Source organism: Labrys sp. F242 (genome assembly GCF_057813875.1).
On record NZ_JBVASG010000001.1, the window covers coordinates 968,174 to 984,444 of the forward strand.

Consider the following 16,271-nt stretch of genomic DNA (forward strand, 5'->3'; position numbering starts at 1 on the left):
GGATCTATGCCGCAGCATTTCATACTGCAGCGCGTCCGGGATGACACGAAATTCAGCCGCGGACCACAACGACGCGGGTGCCGACCTTTACACGATCGTAGAGGTCGGTGACGTCGTCATTGGTCATGCGGATGCAGCCCGACGACACGGCCTGGCCAATGGTCTGCGGCTCGTTCGAGCCATGGATGCGATAGAGCGAAGAACCGAGATACATCGCACGGGCGCCAAGCGGGTTCTGGATGCCGCCAGCCATGTAGGCGGGCAAGTCCGGCCGGCGTTTGCGCATCTGTGGGGGCGGGGTCCAGCCCGGCCATTCCGCCTTGCGCGAGATGCGGTGCGCACCGCCCCATTCGAAGCCCTTGCGGCCGACGCCAACGCCATAACGCAGGGCCGTGCCATCATCGAGCACGAGATAAAGCCGTCGTTCCGGCGAATTGATCACGATGGTCCCGGGCTTCTCCCGACCGTTGTAAGCCACCACCTCGCGTGGAATCGGCGAGACGGCGGCAACGGCGCCGGCATTGGCGGGCTGGCGTGGGCCGCCGAACAATTTCTCGAAGATACTGGCCGCATTCGCCGAGCTTGAGGCGATGCCCAAGCTCGACACCAAGACCAGGCCGGTCAAAAGACGACGCATGTTGAAGCCCCGAATGGTCCGATCGAAATTCTTCGATCTCATTGTAGTCGACGCAATAAACTGCGCTTCGATCTTTGGATTCTTCAATCGTTGCCTGAGTGTTTACAGGCAACCGTCACATGAAAATCGAAGGCTGTGTCCTCTCAACAACACATGGCGGGGCGCCGCTGTGCGTATCGACACGCGCCGGTCAGGTATTGGTGCCGCCGTCTATGGTATAGGCGCCGCCGGTGGCATATTGCGCTTCCGGACTGGCGAGCCAGGCGACGAGACCGGCGATCTGCGCAGGTTCGCCATATTTGGGGATCGCCATTGCCGTCCGTGCCTGGGCGGCACGATCGGTGGAGGCCGGGTTCATGTCGGTATCCGTCGGGCCGGGGTGGACGATGTTGACGGTGATGCCGCGCGCGCCGAGGTCGCGGGCCATGGATTGGCTGAGGCCCGTGAGGGCGGCCTTGCTCATCACGTAGAGACCGATGCCGGCGCGTCCGACGCGTCCGACCAGATTGGATCCGATGGAAATGATGCGCCCGCCTTCGCCCATGTGCGCGGCGGCGGCCTGGGAGGCAACGAAGGCGCCGCGCACATTGGCGGCAATGATGTGGTCGAAATCTTCAAGGGTGACCTGCTCTACGGTACCGCTGGTGAAGATGCCTGCATTGTTGACGAGGATGTCGAGACGGCCGAACGCGGCAGCGGCCTGGTCCACGGCGCCCCGTACGGCCACGGCGTCGGCGCTGTCGGCCTGGAGTGTCAAGGCGCGCTGGCCATTCGCCCGGATTCGATCCGCGACGGCCTCGGCACTGTCGGTCCGGCTGGCATAGGTAATCGCGACATCGGCGCCCAGTTCCGCCAAGCGCACTGCGATGGCAGCGCCAATACCGCGGCTTCCTCCGGTCACGATGGCTGCCTTGCCCGACAGGGTCTTGATCATGATCGCCTCCTTGGTAAGATGTTCGCCTTACCTAGCAGATGATTTAGGTACGACGCAAGGCTTACCTTTGGAGTGTTTTCCATGGCGGATCGCGAGGGCCATCCGGAACCGGAGGAGATGCAGCTCGGCCGCCTCATGGCTGCTCTGGCCGACCCGTTGCGGCGGCGCGTCGTTGCCGAATTGGCGCTGGCGCCGGAGGGTACGGCGCGCAGTTGCGCCTCTTTCGGTTTCGATGTCAGCAAGGCGACGCTGACGCATCATTTCCGGGTGTTGCGCGAAGCCGGCCTCATCCGGCAGGTCGATCGCGGGAACAGTCGCACCGCCAGCCTGCGCCGACAGGATGTCGAGGCGCGTTTTCCCGGACTGTTGAGCCTGGTTGCGGCGGATATCGAAGACGTGTCGCGGCGGCCTGAAGCCATTCTGGCCAGATCTTGACGCTGTCTGGCAATCGCGCCAGCTGCCATCACGGTGCGCGTGACCTATGAGGATGGCAGCCCCACAGCAGGAGACGATCAATGAGCCTGGTCAGCGCCATCCCCGCAGCACCACCCCATCATGCCATTGCGCATTTCGAGCGGCGCCTTTCGGTCGAAACCGATTGTTCCGACGTGGCCCAGGCGCTTGCCTCGGAGGAACGGGACTTCGTTCTCCTGCATGTCGTCGGGTCGCCGGAAACCTTTCGTCGCCGGCACGTTCCGGGGGCCCTTCATTTGCCGCATCGCGAGATCGATGCGGAGCGCATGGCGCAATGGCCTGTCGACACGCTGTTCGTGGCCTATTGCGCCGGGCCGCATTGCAATGGCGCCGACCAGGCCGCCCTCAAGCTCGCCCGGCTCGGCCGCCCGGTGAAGATCATGATCGGAGGCCTCACCGGCTGGGCCGACGAGGGATTGGCCTTCGCGGATGGGGAGGGGTGAAACTCATCGGGAGGCAGGTCTTCGGACCCGCCTCTTCCATTCGGCGGGCGTGGAGATATCAGGCTGATCTGAAGACCAGCCGCCCGTTACGGCCCCGCCTTGAACAGCGCGAACTCGTCTGCCGTCACGCGGTCGAGGTGGTCTCGATAGGCTTGATAATGGCGATGGGAGGGGCCGATCCGGCCGAAGGAGAGATCGCCCTCGCGACCGGGCAGAATCGGGACCAGTGCGATGGCAGCCGAGACGGGCGTGAGCTGCGTGCCTCGGCCGGCGCGCAACGAGGTGAGAATGCCGTACATCTCGCCCGTGTTCATCGGCCGGCCGACCACGGCCACTCGATATTGGCCGCTGATGGAGGTCACCAGATAGACATGGCCTGATTGGTTCGGCACCGAGACTTCGCCCGCCTGGTTGAAGCCGGTGTCGAGGCGCTCGGCTTCGCGGAAGATCAGGCGGGACGTGCTGTCGTTCCAGGTGATTTCGGTGCGGTAGGCGAAAACCGCGCCAGCTTCGCCGAAGGACGGACGCAAGGTGAGATAATTGCCGGTGAGCCAGGATACGGCCGCCTTGGTGTAGGAACCCAGATGCTCCGGTGCCGTCCCGCCTCCCTGGACGGTGGCTGGCGGTACGGTGTGATCAGTAGGGCGCAGGCTCGTCCCGAGCGCCTCCTCCAACCGAATGACGGTTGCCAGCGTGAAGGGGCGCCGGCCGGACAGCGCCTTCTCCAGGGTCGACAGGCTGATCTTGGCCTTCTCGGCCAGGGTCTGCCGTGAAATGCGCCGGCGCGCCAGGGTCTCGCGGACCGCGAGCGTGATCTGGTGGGCTTGCTCGCTGGAAAACTCGCTGTCCGACGTCACGGGGCTGATCCTGCTGGTGCGATCACGCTGTATCCAGGCCTAACGACAGGCCATCGCGCACAATCACGTACAAAACCGGACATTGCCGCAGGAGTTCACCGCCGGCAAGGCGCTTTGTGACGGTTTATGCCTAACAAACGCGGTTAATGAAGCTCGTACGCACAGTCCTCGCAGGAGCAGAACAGAACGAGGCTGCATGAGGCCCGACAGCGTTCAACGAGGACGACATGAACATGAACCAAGCGGTTGCCGGCCGCCAAACCGGCAGACGACGGCATCCTCATTCCGGTATCGGTCGCGCAGCGCTGGTCGCGCTCGCCGAACGTTTCCTCATGGCGGTGTTGATCCTCGCGACCTTCCTCATCTTCGTGGTCGGCGCCTATGCCGCTCCCCGCATCACCGTCGACGACGTCAAGGCGGGTTCGCTGCTGATGCGCACCGAGGATCCCGGCAGCTATGTCGAGGCCGTCAGGACGGCCACAGACGTGCAGCTCAATGTCAGCGGCCCCACCATCCGCGCCACGCTGACGCAGATGTTCCACAACCCCAGCAAATCCTGGGTCGAGGGTGTCTACGTCTTCCCGCTGCCCGATGGGGCCGCGGTCGATACCATGAAGATGGTGATCGGCCAGCGCGTCGTGGTGGCCGACATCAAGGAAAAGCAGCAGGCCAAGCTCGTCTACGAGCGTGCCAAAGCCGAGGGCAAGAAGGCGGCACTGGTCGAGCAGCAGCGGCCGAACATGTTCATGAACTCGATCGCCAATATCGGCCCCGGTGACACGGTGGTGATCCAGATCGAGTATCAGGAGCCGGTGCGCCAGGCCGACAACACTTTCTCGCTCCGCGTGCCGCTGGTGGTGGCGCCGCGCTTCTCGCCGAACGCGGTCGGCGCCGGCTCGGCCCAGACCGTGACCTTCCAGGACAAGTCGGGCTGGGGTGCCGTTACGCCGGCTCCAGCGTCGAGCCCGGTACCGCAGGCACCCGTCCTCGACCCGCGCGAGAACGCGCCGGTCAATCCCGTACAGATCCGTATCGATCTCGACGCCGGCTTTGCGCTGGGCGAGGTGAAGAGCGCTTTTCATCCCATCAACATCACCGACAAGGGACCTCAGGCCCGCCATATCGAGCTGGCTTCGGGATCGGTGCCGGCTGATCGCGATTTCGAGTTGACCTGGCAGGCCCAGCCCAGCCAGACGCCCGGCGTCGGTTTGTTCCGCGAACGGGTCGGCAGCGACGATTATCTGATCGCTTATGTCACGCCGCCCAGCCTCAAGACCGCGCAGGCCGACCAGCGTCCGCGCGACGTCACCTTCGTAATCGACAATTCCGGCTCGATGGGCGGCACCTCCATCGAGCAGGCCCGGGCCAGCCTGGGCTATGCGCTGAGCCGCCTGTCACAGGCCGATCGCTTCAACGTCATCCGCTTCGACGACACCTTCACCAACCTGTTCGGCGGCACGTTGCCGGCCACGGCAGAGAACATCGCGCGGGCCCAGGACTATGTCTCGCGTCTCCAGGCCAATGGCGGCACCATGATGGTCGCGCCCATGCTGGAGGCCCTGAAGGACGACCATGTCGACGACCAGAATACCGCCAATCTGGGATTCCTGCGCCAGGTGGTGTTCATCACCGATGGCGGCATCGACAATGAGCAGGAACTGTTCGACACCATCGCCTCGCATCGCGGCCGCTCCCGTGTCTTCATGGTCGGCATCGGCTCGGCGCCGAATTCCTACCTGATGACCCGCGCGGCGGAACTCGGCGGCGGCGCCTTCATGCAGATCGGCTCGGTCGATCAGGTGCAGGAGCGCATGAAGCAACTGGTCGACAAGCTGGAAAGCCCGGCGATGACCAATGTCGACGTCGCCATTTCAGCCGGCTCCGCCGATGTGACGCCGCGCATCCTGCCCGATCTCTACCACGGCGAGACGCTGGTGCTGGCCGCGAAGATCGGGCATCTCAAGGGCAATGTCGAGGTTCGTGGCCTCATCGACGGCAAGGGCTGGTCAGTCACGCTGCCGGTTGCCGGCGCCGCTGAGGGAGCCGGCATCTCCAAGCTGTGGGCGCGACGCAAGATCGACGATACCGAAGTGGCGCAGACACTGCGCCAGATCAGCCGCGAGGATGCCGACAAGCGCATCCTGGCTCTTGCCCTCGATCATCACCTCGTCACCCGCCTCACCAGCCTGGTGGCCGTGGACAAGACCCCGGTCCGCCCACGCGGCGTGCGCCTGTCCCGTTCCGACGTGCCGCTGAACCTGCCGGCCGGCTGGGATTTTGACAAGGTCTTCGGCATCAAGGGCGAGACGGCTGCCGACCGCGAGCAGCGCCAGGCCTTGCTCGATCTTGATGGCAGAAAGGTGCAGACGATCGATGCCTCGCGTACGATCAGCCTGCCGCAAACCGCCACTGACGCCGAACTGCGCCTGATCATCGGCGGCCTGCTACTCGCCGGCGGCCTTGGCTTCGGCTTCCTGACCCGCCGGCGCGGGGCTCCAGCATGATCGCGCTCAAACTCGAAAGGCTCCCGCCCGCAGCGGCGGGGCCTTCCTACCCTCCCCTGGAGGGGGAGGGTAGGTCTGACAGGCCTGGGTGGGGTGATTGCTCCACTTTGAGCGACGAGCCAAGCGGTGCGATAGGCCATTCCAAGAGGAATGGCCGACCCCTCCAGGGGAGGGTGCGGGTTCTCCGCCTCATAATAACCGGTTTGCTGCTCTGCGCCGGCCTAGTCCTGGCAGGGCAGGGGGGGTGGATCCACACCAAGGCCTTCCTGGCCCAGATCCTGCTCGACCGGGCCTTCGACCAGTCCGTCGCCAGCGGCGCCATCGTCAAGCCCTGGTCCTGGCTGGATACCTATCCGGCCGCCCGCATCGAGGTGCCTCGCCTTGCCAAGAGCGCGGTGGCTCTTGAAGGGGCGAGCGGGCAGGCCCTGGCGTTCGGGCCGGCTCATGTCGCCGGTACGCCGGCCGCCGGGGAGGAGGGTACCGCCGTCTACGCCGCCCATCGCGATACGCATTTCGCCTTCCTCGGCGGGGTGCGGATTGGCGACGAGATCAAGGTCACCAACCGCGACGGCATCGCGGTTCGCTATCGCGTCACCGGTCACGACATCCGCCGCTGGGATGGTTCGGGGATCGACCCCGCCGCGCCAGGCCGTCATCTCGTGCTGGCGACCTGCTGGCCGTTCAATGCCGTCACCAGCGGCCCCTTGCGTTATCTCGTTTACGCCGAGATGGTGCAGGAAGGCATGAGGAAGATCGATTGAAGCGGCGCTCGCCATGATCTAGTTTGCTCACAAAACGTCCGAGGGGAGCGAACCTTGAGTGAACTGAACCGCCAGAACCGGATCATCGAGGTTCTGGGCAAGCGCCCCTTCCTCACGGTGCGTGACCTGCAGGGGCAACTGGGCGTCTCGGCCGCCACCATCCGGCGGGATATCGACAAGCTCGACCAGTCCGGCAAGGCACAGAAGGTCTATGGCGGTATCGCCGCGCTCGACGGTTCAGCCGCGCCAGGCCGTCATGCGGCCAAGCCTTATGACGAGAATCGCGACCTTGCCGTGGAAGCCAAGCAGGCGATCGCGGAGGATGCGGCAACTCTGGTGCGCGATGGCGATTCCGTCATCATCCATGGCGGCTCCACCTGCTTCTATCTCGGCGCGAAGCTCGCCCATCGCAATGTCCGCCTCTACACGAATTCGATGCCCCTTGTCGCCTTTCTCAGCGACCATGGCAGTTGCGGCCTGACGATCGCCGGCGGCGAATTGCATCGGGAGCCGGGCATCATTCACCCGACCGCTCCGGCGCCGCCGTTCTATGCATCGAAATTCTTCCTCGGCGCCCAAGGCATCGGTCGCGACGGGCTGTTGGAATCCCATCCCTTGCTGGTGCGCACCATCATCGACCTGAGCGCCAATGCCGATCAGGTCGTCGTGCTGGCTGATAGCCGGAAATTCGCCATCCGTGCACGCAGCGTCGCCCTGCCGCTTTCCCGGGTGGGCGTGCTCATCACCGATGACGGCTTGTCCGACCGGGATGCCAAGATGCTGGAGAATGCCGGCATCACGATCCGGATCGTTTCTCTTGCGCCCGATGCGGTCTGACTTGGCTCCATCCTGATCCTTATGATTGAGGTCAATCGAATTGGTGCTCAGATCTTTGCATGCGTTGGCGGCGCTACGCACCTCCATCCAGCTACCGCTTTATCTCTAAACATTGAAATCTAAGAGATAAAGTCAATTTCTCTCGTAAATTGGGCCTTTGCGGCAATGATGATTCTTGATCTCACATGAGTTAATTATTGCACATCATGCTTTATCCCGCTTGCTGAAAGACGATTTTTGATCTAGTTGGCGATATGTCTTACAAAAAAGCGTGAGGAGAGGCGCGGACATGGGGGAGACGCGGGTCGGCCGGATGGCGATCGCCACCGGGCAAGCCTTTCGGTCGCGCCTGGGGCGTTTCATGGCGGCAGTCACTCGGAGGGCGCTATGACGGCCGTCGTCAGCCTTCGCGACATCTCCAAATCCTTTTCCGGCGTGAAGGTGCTGCGCGACGTCAATTTCGACGTGCGTCCCGGTGAAGTCCACGCTTTGCTCGGCGAGAACGGTGCCGGCAAGTCGACCCTGATCAAGGTGATCGCCGGCGTGCATCAGCCGGATACGGGTACGCTGACGGTCGGCGGCGAGACCGTCCGCTTCACCTCGCCACGGCATGCGCGCCGCCACGGGATCGCCACCGTCTATCAGGAGCTCCTGCTGTTCCCGGAACTGACGGTGGCCGAGAACATCTTCCTGGGCAATGCACCGCGCCGCAATTGGGGAGGGCTCGATTGGAGTGCGATGCGCCTTAGGGCTCGCCAGCTCCTGGATTCCCTGGATAGCCATGATCTGGACGTGGATGCCAAGGTCGGCACCCTTTCCGTGGCCAATCGCCAACGGGTCGAGATTGCCAAGGCACTGTCGCAGGAGGCCCGCCTGCTGATCATGGACGAGCCGACGGCCGCCCTGGTCGAGGCCGATGTGCGCCGCCTGATGAGCGTGGTCAAGAAGCTGCGCGAGCGCGGCGTCGCCATCATCTACGTCTCCCATCGCATGCCCGAGATCTTCGAGCTGGCGGACCGGGTCACGGTGCTGCGTGACGGCAGCTATATCGGCACGCGCGACATTGGCGATGTGACCGAAGCCTCGCTCGTCTCGATGATGGTCGGCCGCTCGATCGAGCAGCTTTTCCCAAAAGTGGAGGCAACGCTCGGCGAGGTCGCACTCGAGCTGCGCGACGTGAGTTTCGGCCGCAAGGTGCAGAACATTTCGCTGAGCCTGCGGGCCGGCGAGATCTTGGGCCTCGCCGGCCTGATCGGCTCGGGGCGCACGGAACTGGCGTTGACCGTCTTCGGTATCACCCCGGCCAGCACCGGCGAGATCCTGGTCAATGGTCGCAAGGTGGTGATCGACGGCCCGCGCAAGGCCCGGGACCTCGGCATCGCCTATGTGCCGGAGGATCGCGGCTCCCAGGGCCTGGTGCGGCCGATGACTATCCGGGAGAACGTCTCGATGGCGGTGCTCGACAAGATGTCGAACGGCTTTTCTATCCGCTTCGGCGACGAGATCCGCCGCTCGGTGGAGGCGATCAAGCGCCTGGGCATCCGCACCCGCGGCCCCGAGCAGATCGTCGGCCAACTCTCCGGCGGCAACCAGCAGAAGGTTGTGCTGGCCAAGTGGCTGGAGGCCAATCCGCGCATCCTGATCATGGATGAGCCGACCCGCGGTATCGATGTCGGCGCCAAGGCCGAGATCTACACCCTGATGGGAGGGCTGGTGCAGCAGGGTGTCGCCATCCTGATGATATCGAGCGAACTGCCGGAGGTGCTCGGCATGAGCGATCGGGTCCTGGTCATCAATGGCGGGCGCATCGTTGCCGAATTCGATCGCGCCCAAGCGACGCCGGATGCCGTCGGCGCTGCCATGACCAATGCCCAGCCCCTGCAGGGAGCGGCCTGATGGGCGAAACTGCATCCTCTTCCGCCCTTGTGCCCTCGCGCGGTCCTCTGGCACGCCTCTTCGGCGGGCTCGGCCAGGAGATGGTGGTGCTCGGCGCGCTCGTGGTGCTGATCACCACCATCGGCCTCTACAATCCGCGCTTCCTTGGTGCCAGCAACCTCAACGCCATCTTCGCCGGCAATGCCTATATCGCGGTGGCCGCCATCGGCATGGCCATGGTGATCATCTCCGGGCACATCGACGTTTCCATCGGCTCGCTGATCGGCGTGCTCGCCACTATTGCCGGCACGCTGGCCACCAAGGGGTATCCCATCTGGATCGCCTGGCTCGTGCCGGTGCTGGTGGGCATTGCCATCAATGCTTTCGTCGGCGTGCTGGTTGCCTATGCCAGCATCCCTTCCATCGTGGTCACACTCGGCATGCTCTCGATCCTCAAGGGCGGGCTGATCCTGGCGACCAGCGGCAACTGGATCAACAACCTGCCGCCCGACTTCATGATCGCCCAGGCGAACTGGTTCGGCGTGCGCTCGCCGATCGTCATCATGGTGGTGCTGACAGCGGCCGTTGCCTTCTGGATGCGCTATTCGGCCTTCGGGCGTTCCATCTATGCCGTCGGCGGTAATCCCGAGGCCGCACGCGCGGCCGGCATTCCGGCCAGGCCCGTGACCGTTGCCGTCTTCGCCATTCACGGCTTTTTTGCCGGTCTGGCGGCGCTGCTCTTTGCCACGCAGCTGCAGGTGATCCAGTCGACGGTACCCCCCGGCCTCGAGCTCACCGTCATCACCGCGGCCGTGATCGGCGGCGTCTCCATCCTCGGCGGTACCGGCACGGTGATCGGCTCCACGCTGGCAGCCATGCTGTTCGCCACCATCACCTCGGCCTTGACCTTCATGCCCTATTCCAACGTGCTGGTGTTCTGGAAACAGGCGATCGTCGGCGTGCTCATCCTCATCACCGTGCTGGCGGATATGGTCCGCCGCCACCGCATGCTCTGAGGGGAGGGCAAGATGAACTGGCGTTCCCTCCTGCTTCGTCACGAGAGCATCCTGGCTGTGCTGCTGGCGGTGGTGCTCGTCTTCCTGGCACAATCGTCCGATAGGTTCCTCACCTTAGACAACCTGCTCAACCAGACCCGGCTGATGACAGAGATCGGGCTGATCGCGCTGGCGATGACCTTCGTCATCGTCACCGGCGGCATCGACCTGTCCGTCGGTTCGATCGTCGGCGTAGTCGCCATCGTGCTCGGCGTGCTCTGGCAGAATCTCGGCCTGCCGCTGCCGGTCGCCATCGTGCTGGCACTGGCGCTCGGCACCCTGTGCGGCGTCGTCAACGGCCTGATCATCACCAGCTTCAAGGTGCCGCCCCTGATTGCCACCCTGGCCACGCTCGCCCTCTATCGCGGCCTGGCTGAGAGCATCAGCCAGGCCCGGTCCGTGCGGGGCTATCCCGACTGGTTCCTGGTGCTGGGGCAGGGGCAGGTGCTCGACGTGCCGGTGCAGGTCTGGCTGCTCCTGCTGGCGGCGGTCGTGGCGGCCTGTGTCCTCGGCCTGACGGTATTCGGTCGCGCCACCTATGCGATCGGCTCCAACGAGATCGCCGCGCGCTTCTCGGGTATCGCGGTCGACCGTACCAAGATCCTGATCTACGGCGCCTCCGGTCTCTGCGCTTCGCTGGCTGGCGTGATCTTCGTCTCCCGGGTGACGACCACGCGCTCGGACATGGGGTCGGGCTGGGAGCTCGATGCCATCACGGCGGTGGTGCTGGGTGGCACCAGCATCTTCGGTGGCCGCGGCACCATCATCGGCACGGTGCTCGGCCTGGCCCTGATGCAGGCGTTGAAGAACGGCCTGCTGCTGCAGGGCTACAAGGGCGACAGCACCATCATCCTGATCGGCACGGCGCTGATCCTCACCGTATTGCTCAGCAATCTGGTTCCCCTGCTGAGCCGCATGGCCGGTCGCAAGCGGCAGGCCTGACGAAGGCCTTTCGGGCGGGGCTAGCGCTCCTGCCTGAAAGGGTATGCAAGTGTAAGACGTGCAATTTCAACGATCTGGCCCTTGTTCCGGAATCGGTTTCTCCGGCAACGAGGACGGCAATGGCAGCCGGCCCAAGGCCGGCGAACAGTGGAGGAAGACCATGATCCGCATATCCCTGGCGCTCGCTCTGAGCGTATCCCTGGTGGGCCTGGCGCATGCCGCCTCGGCCTGGACCGGCGGCGACGAGTTGCCCACCAATCCGCTCGCCTGCGATGCCACGCCGGCCAGCGCGACGAGCAAGCCCTATGATGGCGGTGCCGTCACCGGCGCGCCCGACCGCAAGGGCAAGCCGATCAAGGTGGTCGACGTACCCAAGCTCATCGGCATCGGTTACTTCAACGCCACCTCCAAGGGTATTGCCGACGCGGCCAAGGAACTCGGCAATGTCGATGCCAAGACCGACGGGCCGACCAAGGCCAATATCGACGAGCAGATCACCTTCATCGACAATTACATCACCTCCGGCGTCGACGGCATTCTCTATGCCGCCAACGATCCCGTCGCGATCGCCCCGGTGCTGAAGAAGGCCCTGTCCAAGGGGATCAACGTCGTCGGCTATGACGCCAATTCCACCCCGGACTCCCGCCAGTGGTTCGTCAACCAGGCCGAGTTCAACGGGATCGCCAAGGCCATGGTCGATACCATGGTCAAGGAGAGCGGCGAGGATGCGGGCGTGGCTATTGTCACCTCGACCTTCACCACGCCCAACCAGGCTCGCTGGATCGCCGAGATGGCAGCCTATTCCGCCAAGTGCCATCCCAAGCTGAAGCTTCTGGAGACGGTGGAAGCGCAGGAGGACAATGCGCTCTCCTTCTCGCAGGCGACCACGCTGATCAACAAATACGGGCCCGATCTCAAGGGTATCTTCGGCATGACCAGCGTCGCCACGCCGGCATCGGCCGAGGCTGTCACCCAGGCCGGCCAATGCGGCAAGGTGGCGGTGATCGGTCTGGCCACGCCCAATGCCATGAAGCCCTATGTCGCCAAGGATTGCGTGAAATCCGTGGTGCTGTGGAATCCCGTCGATCTCGGCTATGCCGCCATGCAGGTCCTGCGCGCCACGGCGGATGGTTCGCTCAAGCCCGGCGATACCAAGGTCAAGGCCGGTAAGCTCGGTGAGCTCAACGTGATCAATGGCTCGGAAGTACTGCTCGGCTCGCCCTTCGTGTTCACGAAGGAGAATATCGAGAAGTTCGATTTCTGACGAAAGATCAAGGCTGTAGGCGTCTTTTCCGAATCGGTTTGTCGCGGCGCCAGGAACGAACACGAAGCCGGGAGAAATCCCGGCTTTTCCTTTGACGCCGATCCGGAATCGGTGTGGAGAGAGCAGTATCCGGCTACCTAGAGCAAAGCGCGTTTAGACGGAGACGTTTGTTTGCTCTAGGGCAAAATGCGTTCTTACCGAAACGGTCTTCGAGAGAGGCGCTTTGATATCAAAAGCATTTTGCGGTTCCTGGTGATTCAATTTGAAGGAAACGTGCTCTAGCTCTTTGGTCCGACGCGTCTTTGCGATTCTTGATGTAACCGCCAAATCGCAAAACGCTCTGGCCGGATGCCCCTTGACAGGGGGCGAATTGCACGGGAAGATCGTTTGTACACAAACGAATTTTAGGCGCTTTCTCGAAAGGGGAGTCATGGCCGTTTCCGCTCAAAGCCGTGCTCGGGGGGCGCTGGTCGGCCTGGCGATCGGTGACGCTCTTGGCATGCCCACGCAATATATGCCGCGAGCCCTCGTCTCGGCACGTTACGGCATTCTCGAGCGCTTCGAGCCGGCGCCCGACGACAATCCGATCAGCCGCGGCATGCCGGCCGGCCGGGTGACCGATGATACCGACCAGGCCGTCATCCTTGGCGAACTCCTGGTCGACGGCAAAGGCTATGTCGATCCCCGGCGTTTCGCCGATGAACTCCTCGCCTGGGAAACCCGCATGATCGCGGCGGGCTCTGCCGATCTCCTCGGCCCTTCCACCCGCAAGGCGCTGACACTGATCGCCGAAGGCATGCCCACCGACGAGACCGGGCGCACCGGCGCCACCAATGGCGCGGCGATGCGCGTTGCCCCGGTCGGCATCGTCTTCCCGGCGCGTCCCGTCGAGGCGCTGGTCGATGCCGTCTTCCAGTCCGGCCATGTCACCCACAACACCACCATCGGTCTTGCCGGCGCCTCGGCCGTCGCTGCTGCCGTCAGCGCGGCCATCGACGGCGCAAGCATCGATGAGGCGCTGCAGGCTGCCGTGGAAGGTGCCCGGCACGGCGCCAGGCGCGGCTTCTATTTCGCCGGCGGGGACATCGCCGCCCGCATCCGCTGGGCGATCGAGCTGGTGCGGGGCAAAGGCGAGGCCGAGGCTCTCGAACTCATCTATGACATCGTCGGCACCGGCGTCGCCACGCAGGAGGCCGTGCCGGCGGCGATGGCCATCATCTCGCTGGCGCCCGAGGACCCCTGGCGCATCTGCCGCCTGTCGGCGAGCCTTGGTGGCGATTGCGATACCGTTGCTGCCATTGCCGGCGCGGTAGCGGGTGCCTGCCATGGCGTTGAAGCTTTTCCCGCGCCGGTGATCGCAGCCCTCGAGGCCGCCAATCCGGATCTCGATCTTGTCGGCCTGGCCGATCGCCTGCTGGCGCTGCGGGGCAGGGCATCGATCCTGCCTCCCGCCGGGAAGGGGGCTTCCACGGCATGAGCAGCAGGCCGACTCCCACCCGTCTCCTGTCCGTGGGCAGCATCCTGGCCGATGTCCGCCTCGACGTGCCCTGCCTGCCGCAACGCGGTGGCGACGTGCTGGGGTCCGAGGCGACGATCAGTGCGGGTGGGGGCTTCAACATTCTCACGGCGGCGGCCCGCAACGGGCTCAGGGCCGCCTTTGCCGGTCAGCATGGCAAGGGTCCCTATGGCGAGCGCATCCGTGCCGAACTGGCAGCCGAAGGCATCGAGGCGCTGATGCCGGTGAGCGCGGACGGCGACAGCGGCTTTTGCATCGTGTTGGTCGAGCCCGACGGCGAGCGTACCTTTGTCACCAGCCCCGGCGTCGAGGCGCGGCCGGGACGGGAGCCGCTTTCCGGGCTGCGATTGGGCGCTGCGGATGCGCTCTTCGCTTCGGGCTATGATCTCTGCTACCCGCAGCTTGGGCCCGTCATCGCCAATTGGGTCGCCGGTTTGCCGGCCAGCGTCACCGTGATGATCGATCCCGGTCCCCTGGTCGCCGACATTCCACCCGGCATCATGGCCGCGGTGCTGGCGCGGGCCGACATCGTCTCCCTCAACCGCCGCGAGGCCGCCCTGCTCACCGGAGCCGATGACAAGACAGAGGCCGCCAAGCGGGTTCACGATCGCCTTTTGCCGGACACGCTGGTGATCCTGAGGGATGGCCCAGCCGGGTGCTTCCTGCTCGGCGGTGACATTGGCCAGTCCGGCCTGCAGGTTCCGGCGCCGGCCGTGCGCATGGTCGATGCGACCGGAGCGGGAGATGCCCATACCGGCGTGTTCCTGGCATCGCTTGCGGCCGGCTATCCGGCTGCCGAGGCCGCGCGGCGGGCCAACGCCGCCGCCGCCATTGCCGTCACGCGCAAGGGGCCGGCGACCGCGCCCGGCACGGAAGAACTGAACGCTTTTCTCGCCAGGCAGGACCACGACAAGACAACAACACGATAGGGTGGATGCCCCCGCAAGCACGAACGCCCAGCCAATGATAAGAAAATCGAGAGCAGAATGTCGCCATCGACGAAGGGAATTGGAAAGATGACATATCGGATCACGCGCCGTCATTTCACCGCCTTGGGAGCCGCCGCCGTCGCCGGCCTGTGGACACGCCCGGGTTTCGCCCAGGCCAAGGAAATCACCGTGCTCAACTGGAAGGGCTACGGCACCGACGAGGCCTTCGCGCTCAAGGCCTTTGCTGAGCAGACCGGCATCACGGTCAAGCATGACTATTTCAACTCCGAGCCGGAGATGCTGACCAAGCTGCGTACCAATCCCGGCGCCTATGACGTGGTGCTGATCAACAGCGCCCGTACCCAGCAGGCCCAGGCCGAAGGCCTGATCGATCCGGTCGATCTTGCCACCATCGCCAATGCCAAGGATCTGGCCCCGGCGTTGAAGGATCACGCCAATCTCAAGGCCGATGGCAAGATTTATGGTCTCGCCTGGCTCTGGGGCATGAATTCCCTCGCCGTGCGCCAGGGCATCAGCGCCGACAGCTGGACGATCTTCTCCGACCCCAAATATGCCGGCAAGCTGGCCTTGTTCGACGATGCCGTGACCTCCGTCGGCATCGGCGCCCTGCTGACCGGCCAGGATGCCAACGATCCCAAGGACCTCGCCAAGATCACCGAGGTGCTGAAGGCGATGAAGCCGAACGTCAAGCTGATGTGGTCCAGCGAGGACGAATGGAACAAGGCCTTCGCCGCCAATTCCTTCGACATCTCCGTCTACTGGTCCGGCGCGGCGGTGCGCTCCATCCGCCAGCACAAATTGCCGGTGGAATTCATCGTGCCCAAGGAAGGCGCCATCGGCTGGCTCGACAGCCTGGCGGTGCCGACGTCGAGCACCAAGAAGGAGGATGCACTCAAATTCCTCAACTACATGATCGACCCGACCTTCTACCTGACCTGGGCCAAGGAGGCGGGCGCCCCGGCTTCAGCCAATGAGGGGGCGATGAACAAGCTGCCGGCCGATGATCTCAACCGGCAGATCCACAAGGCCGACTACCTGCCGAAGCTGACCTTCATGGCCGCCCTGCCGGATGATCGCCGCCAGGCCTTCAACGATCTGTGGGAAGAAGTGAAGGCGTTCTACGCCAAGTAGGGCGGATGGCGCCGACCTTTGTCATGCCCGGGCTTGACCCGGGCATCCAGATTTTCGGCCCTTCCAGCATGGGAAGGTGGACTGGATTACC

General features: G+C 64.3%; 15 protein-coding genes. 12 read left to right on the top strand and 3 right to left on the bottom strand.

Going from position 1 to position 16,271, the window contains the following annotated elements; translation table 11 throughout:
• Positions 1 to 52: 52 nt before the first annotated feature.
• The gene (locus ACZYTC_RS04500) at positions 53 to 637 is read right to left on the bottom strand and encodes a L,D-transpeptidase (RefSeq protein WP_434957201.1); all 585 of its coding nucleotides are present in this window, start codon (positions 635 to 637) and stop codon (positions 53 to 55) included.
• Positions 638 to 827: 190 nt separating this feature from the next.
• On the bottom strand, positions 828 to 1,574 hold the full coding sequence (locus tag ACZYTC_RS04505) for an SDR family oxidoreductase (protein ID WP_488989979.1): 747 nt from the start codon (positions 1,572 to 1,574) through the stop codon (positions 828 to 830).
• Positions 1,575 to 1,652: 78 nt separating this feature from the next.
• Here ACZYTC_RS04505 and ACZYTC_RS04510 point away from each other — a divergent pair, with 78 nt between their 5' ends.
• Together ACZYTC_RS04510 and ACZYTC_RS04515 are read left to right on the top strand one after the other, a co-directional pair.
• A complete protein-coding gene (locus tag ACZYTC_RS04510; protein WP_441771949.1) occupies positions 1,653 to 2,006 on the top strand; it encodes an ArsR/SmtB family transcription factor in 354 nt (117 codons plus the stop codon).
• 80 nt (positions 2,007 to 2,086) lie between these two features.
• On the top strand, positions 2,087 to 2,488 hold the full coding sequence (locus ACZYTC_RS04515; protein ID WP_488989006.1) for a rhodanese-like domain-containing protein: 402 nt from the start codon (positions 2,087 to 2,089) through the stop codon (positions 2,486 to 2,488).
• Between the two features lie 86 nt (positions 2,489 to 2,574).
• Here ACZYTC_RS04515 and ACZYTC_RS04520 read toward each other — a convergent pair whose 3' ends face one another.
• Positions 2,575 to 3,345, bottom strand: a complete 771-nt coding sequence (locus ACZYTC_RS04520) for a helix-turn-helix domain-containing protein (protein ID WP_488989007.1) — start codon at positions 3,343 to 3,345, stop codon at positions 2,575 to 2,577.
• Between the two features lie 227 nt (positions 3,346 to 3,572).
• Between ACZYTC_RS04520 and ACZYTC_RS04525 the strand changes: the two genes are divergently transcribed.
• The 10 genes from ACZYTC_RS04525 to ACZYTC_RS04570 all read left to right on the top strand — a co-directional run bounded on the left by ACZYTC_RS04525 (position 3,573) and on the right by ACZYTC_RS04570 (position 16,180).
• Complete coding sequence (locus ACZYTC_RS04525; protein WP_488989008.1) at positions 3,573 to 5,849, top strand: marine proteobacterial sortase target protein; 2,277 nt, start codon at positions 3,573 to 3,575, stop codon at positions 5,847 to 5,849.
• A 173-nt stretch (positions 5,850 to 6,022) separates the two neighbouring features.
• Complete coding sequence (locus ACZYTC_RS04530; protein WP_488989009.1) at positions 6,023 to 6,610, top strand: class GN sortase; 588 nt, start codon at positions 6,023 to 6,025, stop codon at positions 6,608 to 6,610.
• 54 nt (positions 6,611 to 6,664) lie between these two features.
• A complete protein-coding gene (locus tag ACZYTC_RS04535) occupies positions 6,665 to 7,447 on the top strand; it encodes a DeoR/GlpR family DNA-binding transcription regulator (RefSeq protein WP_454814708.1) in 783 nt (260 codons plus the stop codon).
• Positions 7,448 to 7,834: 387 nt separating this feature from the next.
• Positions 7,835 to 9,343: a sugar ABC transporter ATP-binding protein gene (locus tag ACZYTC_RS04540; protein ID WP_488989010.1), complete on the top strand. Its 1,509-nt coding sequence runs from the start codon at positions 7,835 to 7,837 to the stop codon at positions 9,341 to 9,343.
• Entirely contained in the window at positions 9,343 to 10,338 is a 996-nt protein-coding gene (locus ACZYTC_RS04545) for an ABC transporter permease (RefSeq protein ID WP_488989011.1), read from the top strand. The genes ACZYTC_RS04540 and ACZYTC_RS04545 overlap by 1 nt, the downstream gene beginning before the upstream one ends.
• A 12-nt stretch (positions 10,339 to 10,350) precedes the next feature.
• A complete protein-coding gene (locus tag ACZYTC_RS04550; protein ID WP_488989012.1) occupies positions 10,351 to 11,319 on the top strand; it encodes an ABC transporter permease in 969 nt (322 codons plus the stop codon).
• A 160-nt stretch (positions 11,320 to 11,479) separates the two neighbouring features.
• On the top strand, positions 11,480 to 12,583 hold the full coding sequence (locus ACZYTC_RS04555) for an autoinducer 2 ABC transporter substrate-binding protein (RefSeq protein ID WP_434957193.1): 1,104 nt from the start codon (positions 11,480 to 11,482) through the stop codon (positions 12,581 to 12,583).
• Between the two features lie 430 nt (positions 12,584 to 13,013).
• Positions 13,014 to 14,060 carry an ADP-ribosylglycohydrolase family protein gene (locus tag ACZYTC_RS04560; protein WP_488989013.1) on the top strand — a complete coding sequence of 349 codons (1,047 nt, stop codon included), beginning with the start codon at positions 13,014 to 13,016 and terminating at the stop codon, positions 14,058 to 14,060.
• Positions 14,057 to 15,028 (top strand): PfkB family carbohydrate kinase, encoded by a 972-nt coding sequence (locus tag ACZYTC_RS04565; protein ID WP_488989014.1) that lies wholly within the window; start codon positions 14,057 to 14,059, stop codon positions 15,026 to 15,028. The genes ACZYTC_RS04560 and ACZYTC_RS04565 overlap by 4 nt, the downstream gene beginning before the upstream one ends.
• Before the next feature lie 87 nt (positions 15,029 to 15,115).
• Positions 15,116 to 16,180, top strand: a complete 1,065-nt coding sequence (locus tag ACZYTC_RS04570; protein ID WP_488989015.1) for an ABC transporter substrate-binding protein — start codon at positions 15,116 to 15,118, stop codon at positions 16,178 to 16,180.
• Positions 16,181 to 16,271: the final 91 nt, after the last annotated feature.

Coding starts and splice junctions, on each gene's coding strand:
- ACZYTC_RS04500 (WP_434957201.1), bottom strand. CDS start 637: ATGCGTCGTCTTTTGACCGGCCTGGTCTTGGTGTCGAGCTTGGGCATC.
- ACZYTC_RS04510 (WP_441771949.1), top strand. CDS start 1,653: ATGGCGGATCGCGAGGGCCATCCGGAACCGGAGGAGATGCAGCTCGGC.
- ACZYTC_RS04515 (WP_488989006.1), top strand. CDS start 2,087: ATGAGCCTGGTCAGCGCCATCCCCGCAGCACCACCCCATCATGCCATT.
- ACZYTC_RS04525 (WP_488989008.1), top strand. CDS start 3,573: ATGAACATGAACCAAGCGGTTGCCGGCCGCCAAACCGGCAGACGACGG.
- ACZYTC_RS04540 (WP_488989010.1), top strand. CDS start 7,835: ATGACGGCCGTCGTCAGCCTTCGCGACATCTCCAAATCCTTTTCCGGC.
- ACZYTC_RS04545 (WP_488989011.1), top strand. CDS start 9,343: ATGGGCGAAACTGCATCCTCTTCCGCCCTTGTGCCCTCGCGCGGTCCT.
- ACZYTC_RS04550 (WP_488989012.1), top strand. CDS start 10,351: ATGAACTGGCGTTCCCTCCTGCTTCGTCACGAGAGCATCCTGGCTGTG.
- ACZYTC_RS04555 (WP_434957193.1), top strand. CDS start 11,480: ATGATCCGCATATCCCTGGCGCTCGCTCTGAGCGTATCCCTGGTGGGC.
- ACZYTC_RS04560 (WP_488989013.1), top strand. CDS start 13,014: ATGGCCGTTTCCGCTCAAAGCCGTGCTCGGGGGGCGCTGGTCGGCCTG.
- ACZYTC_RS04565 (WP_488989014.1), top strand. CDS start 14,057: ATGAGCAGCAGGCCGACTCCCACCCGTCTCCTGTCCGTGGGCAGCATC.
- ACZYTC_RS04570 (WP_488989015.1), top strand. CDS start 15,116: ATGACATATCGGATCACGCGCCGTCATTTCACCGCCTTGGGAGCCGCC.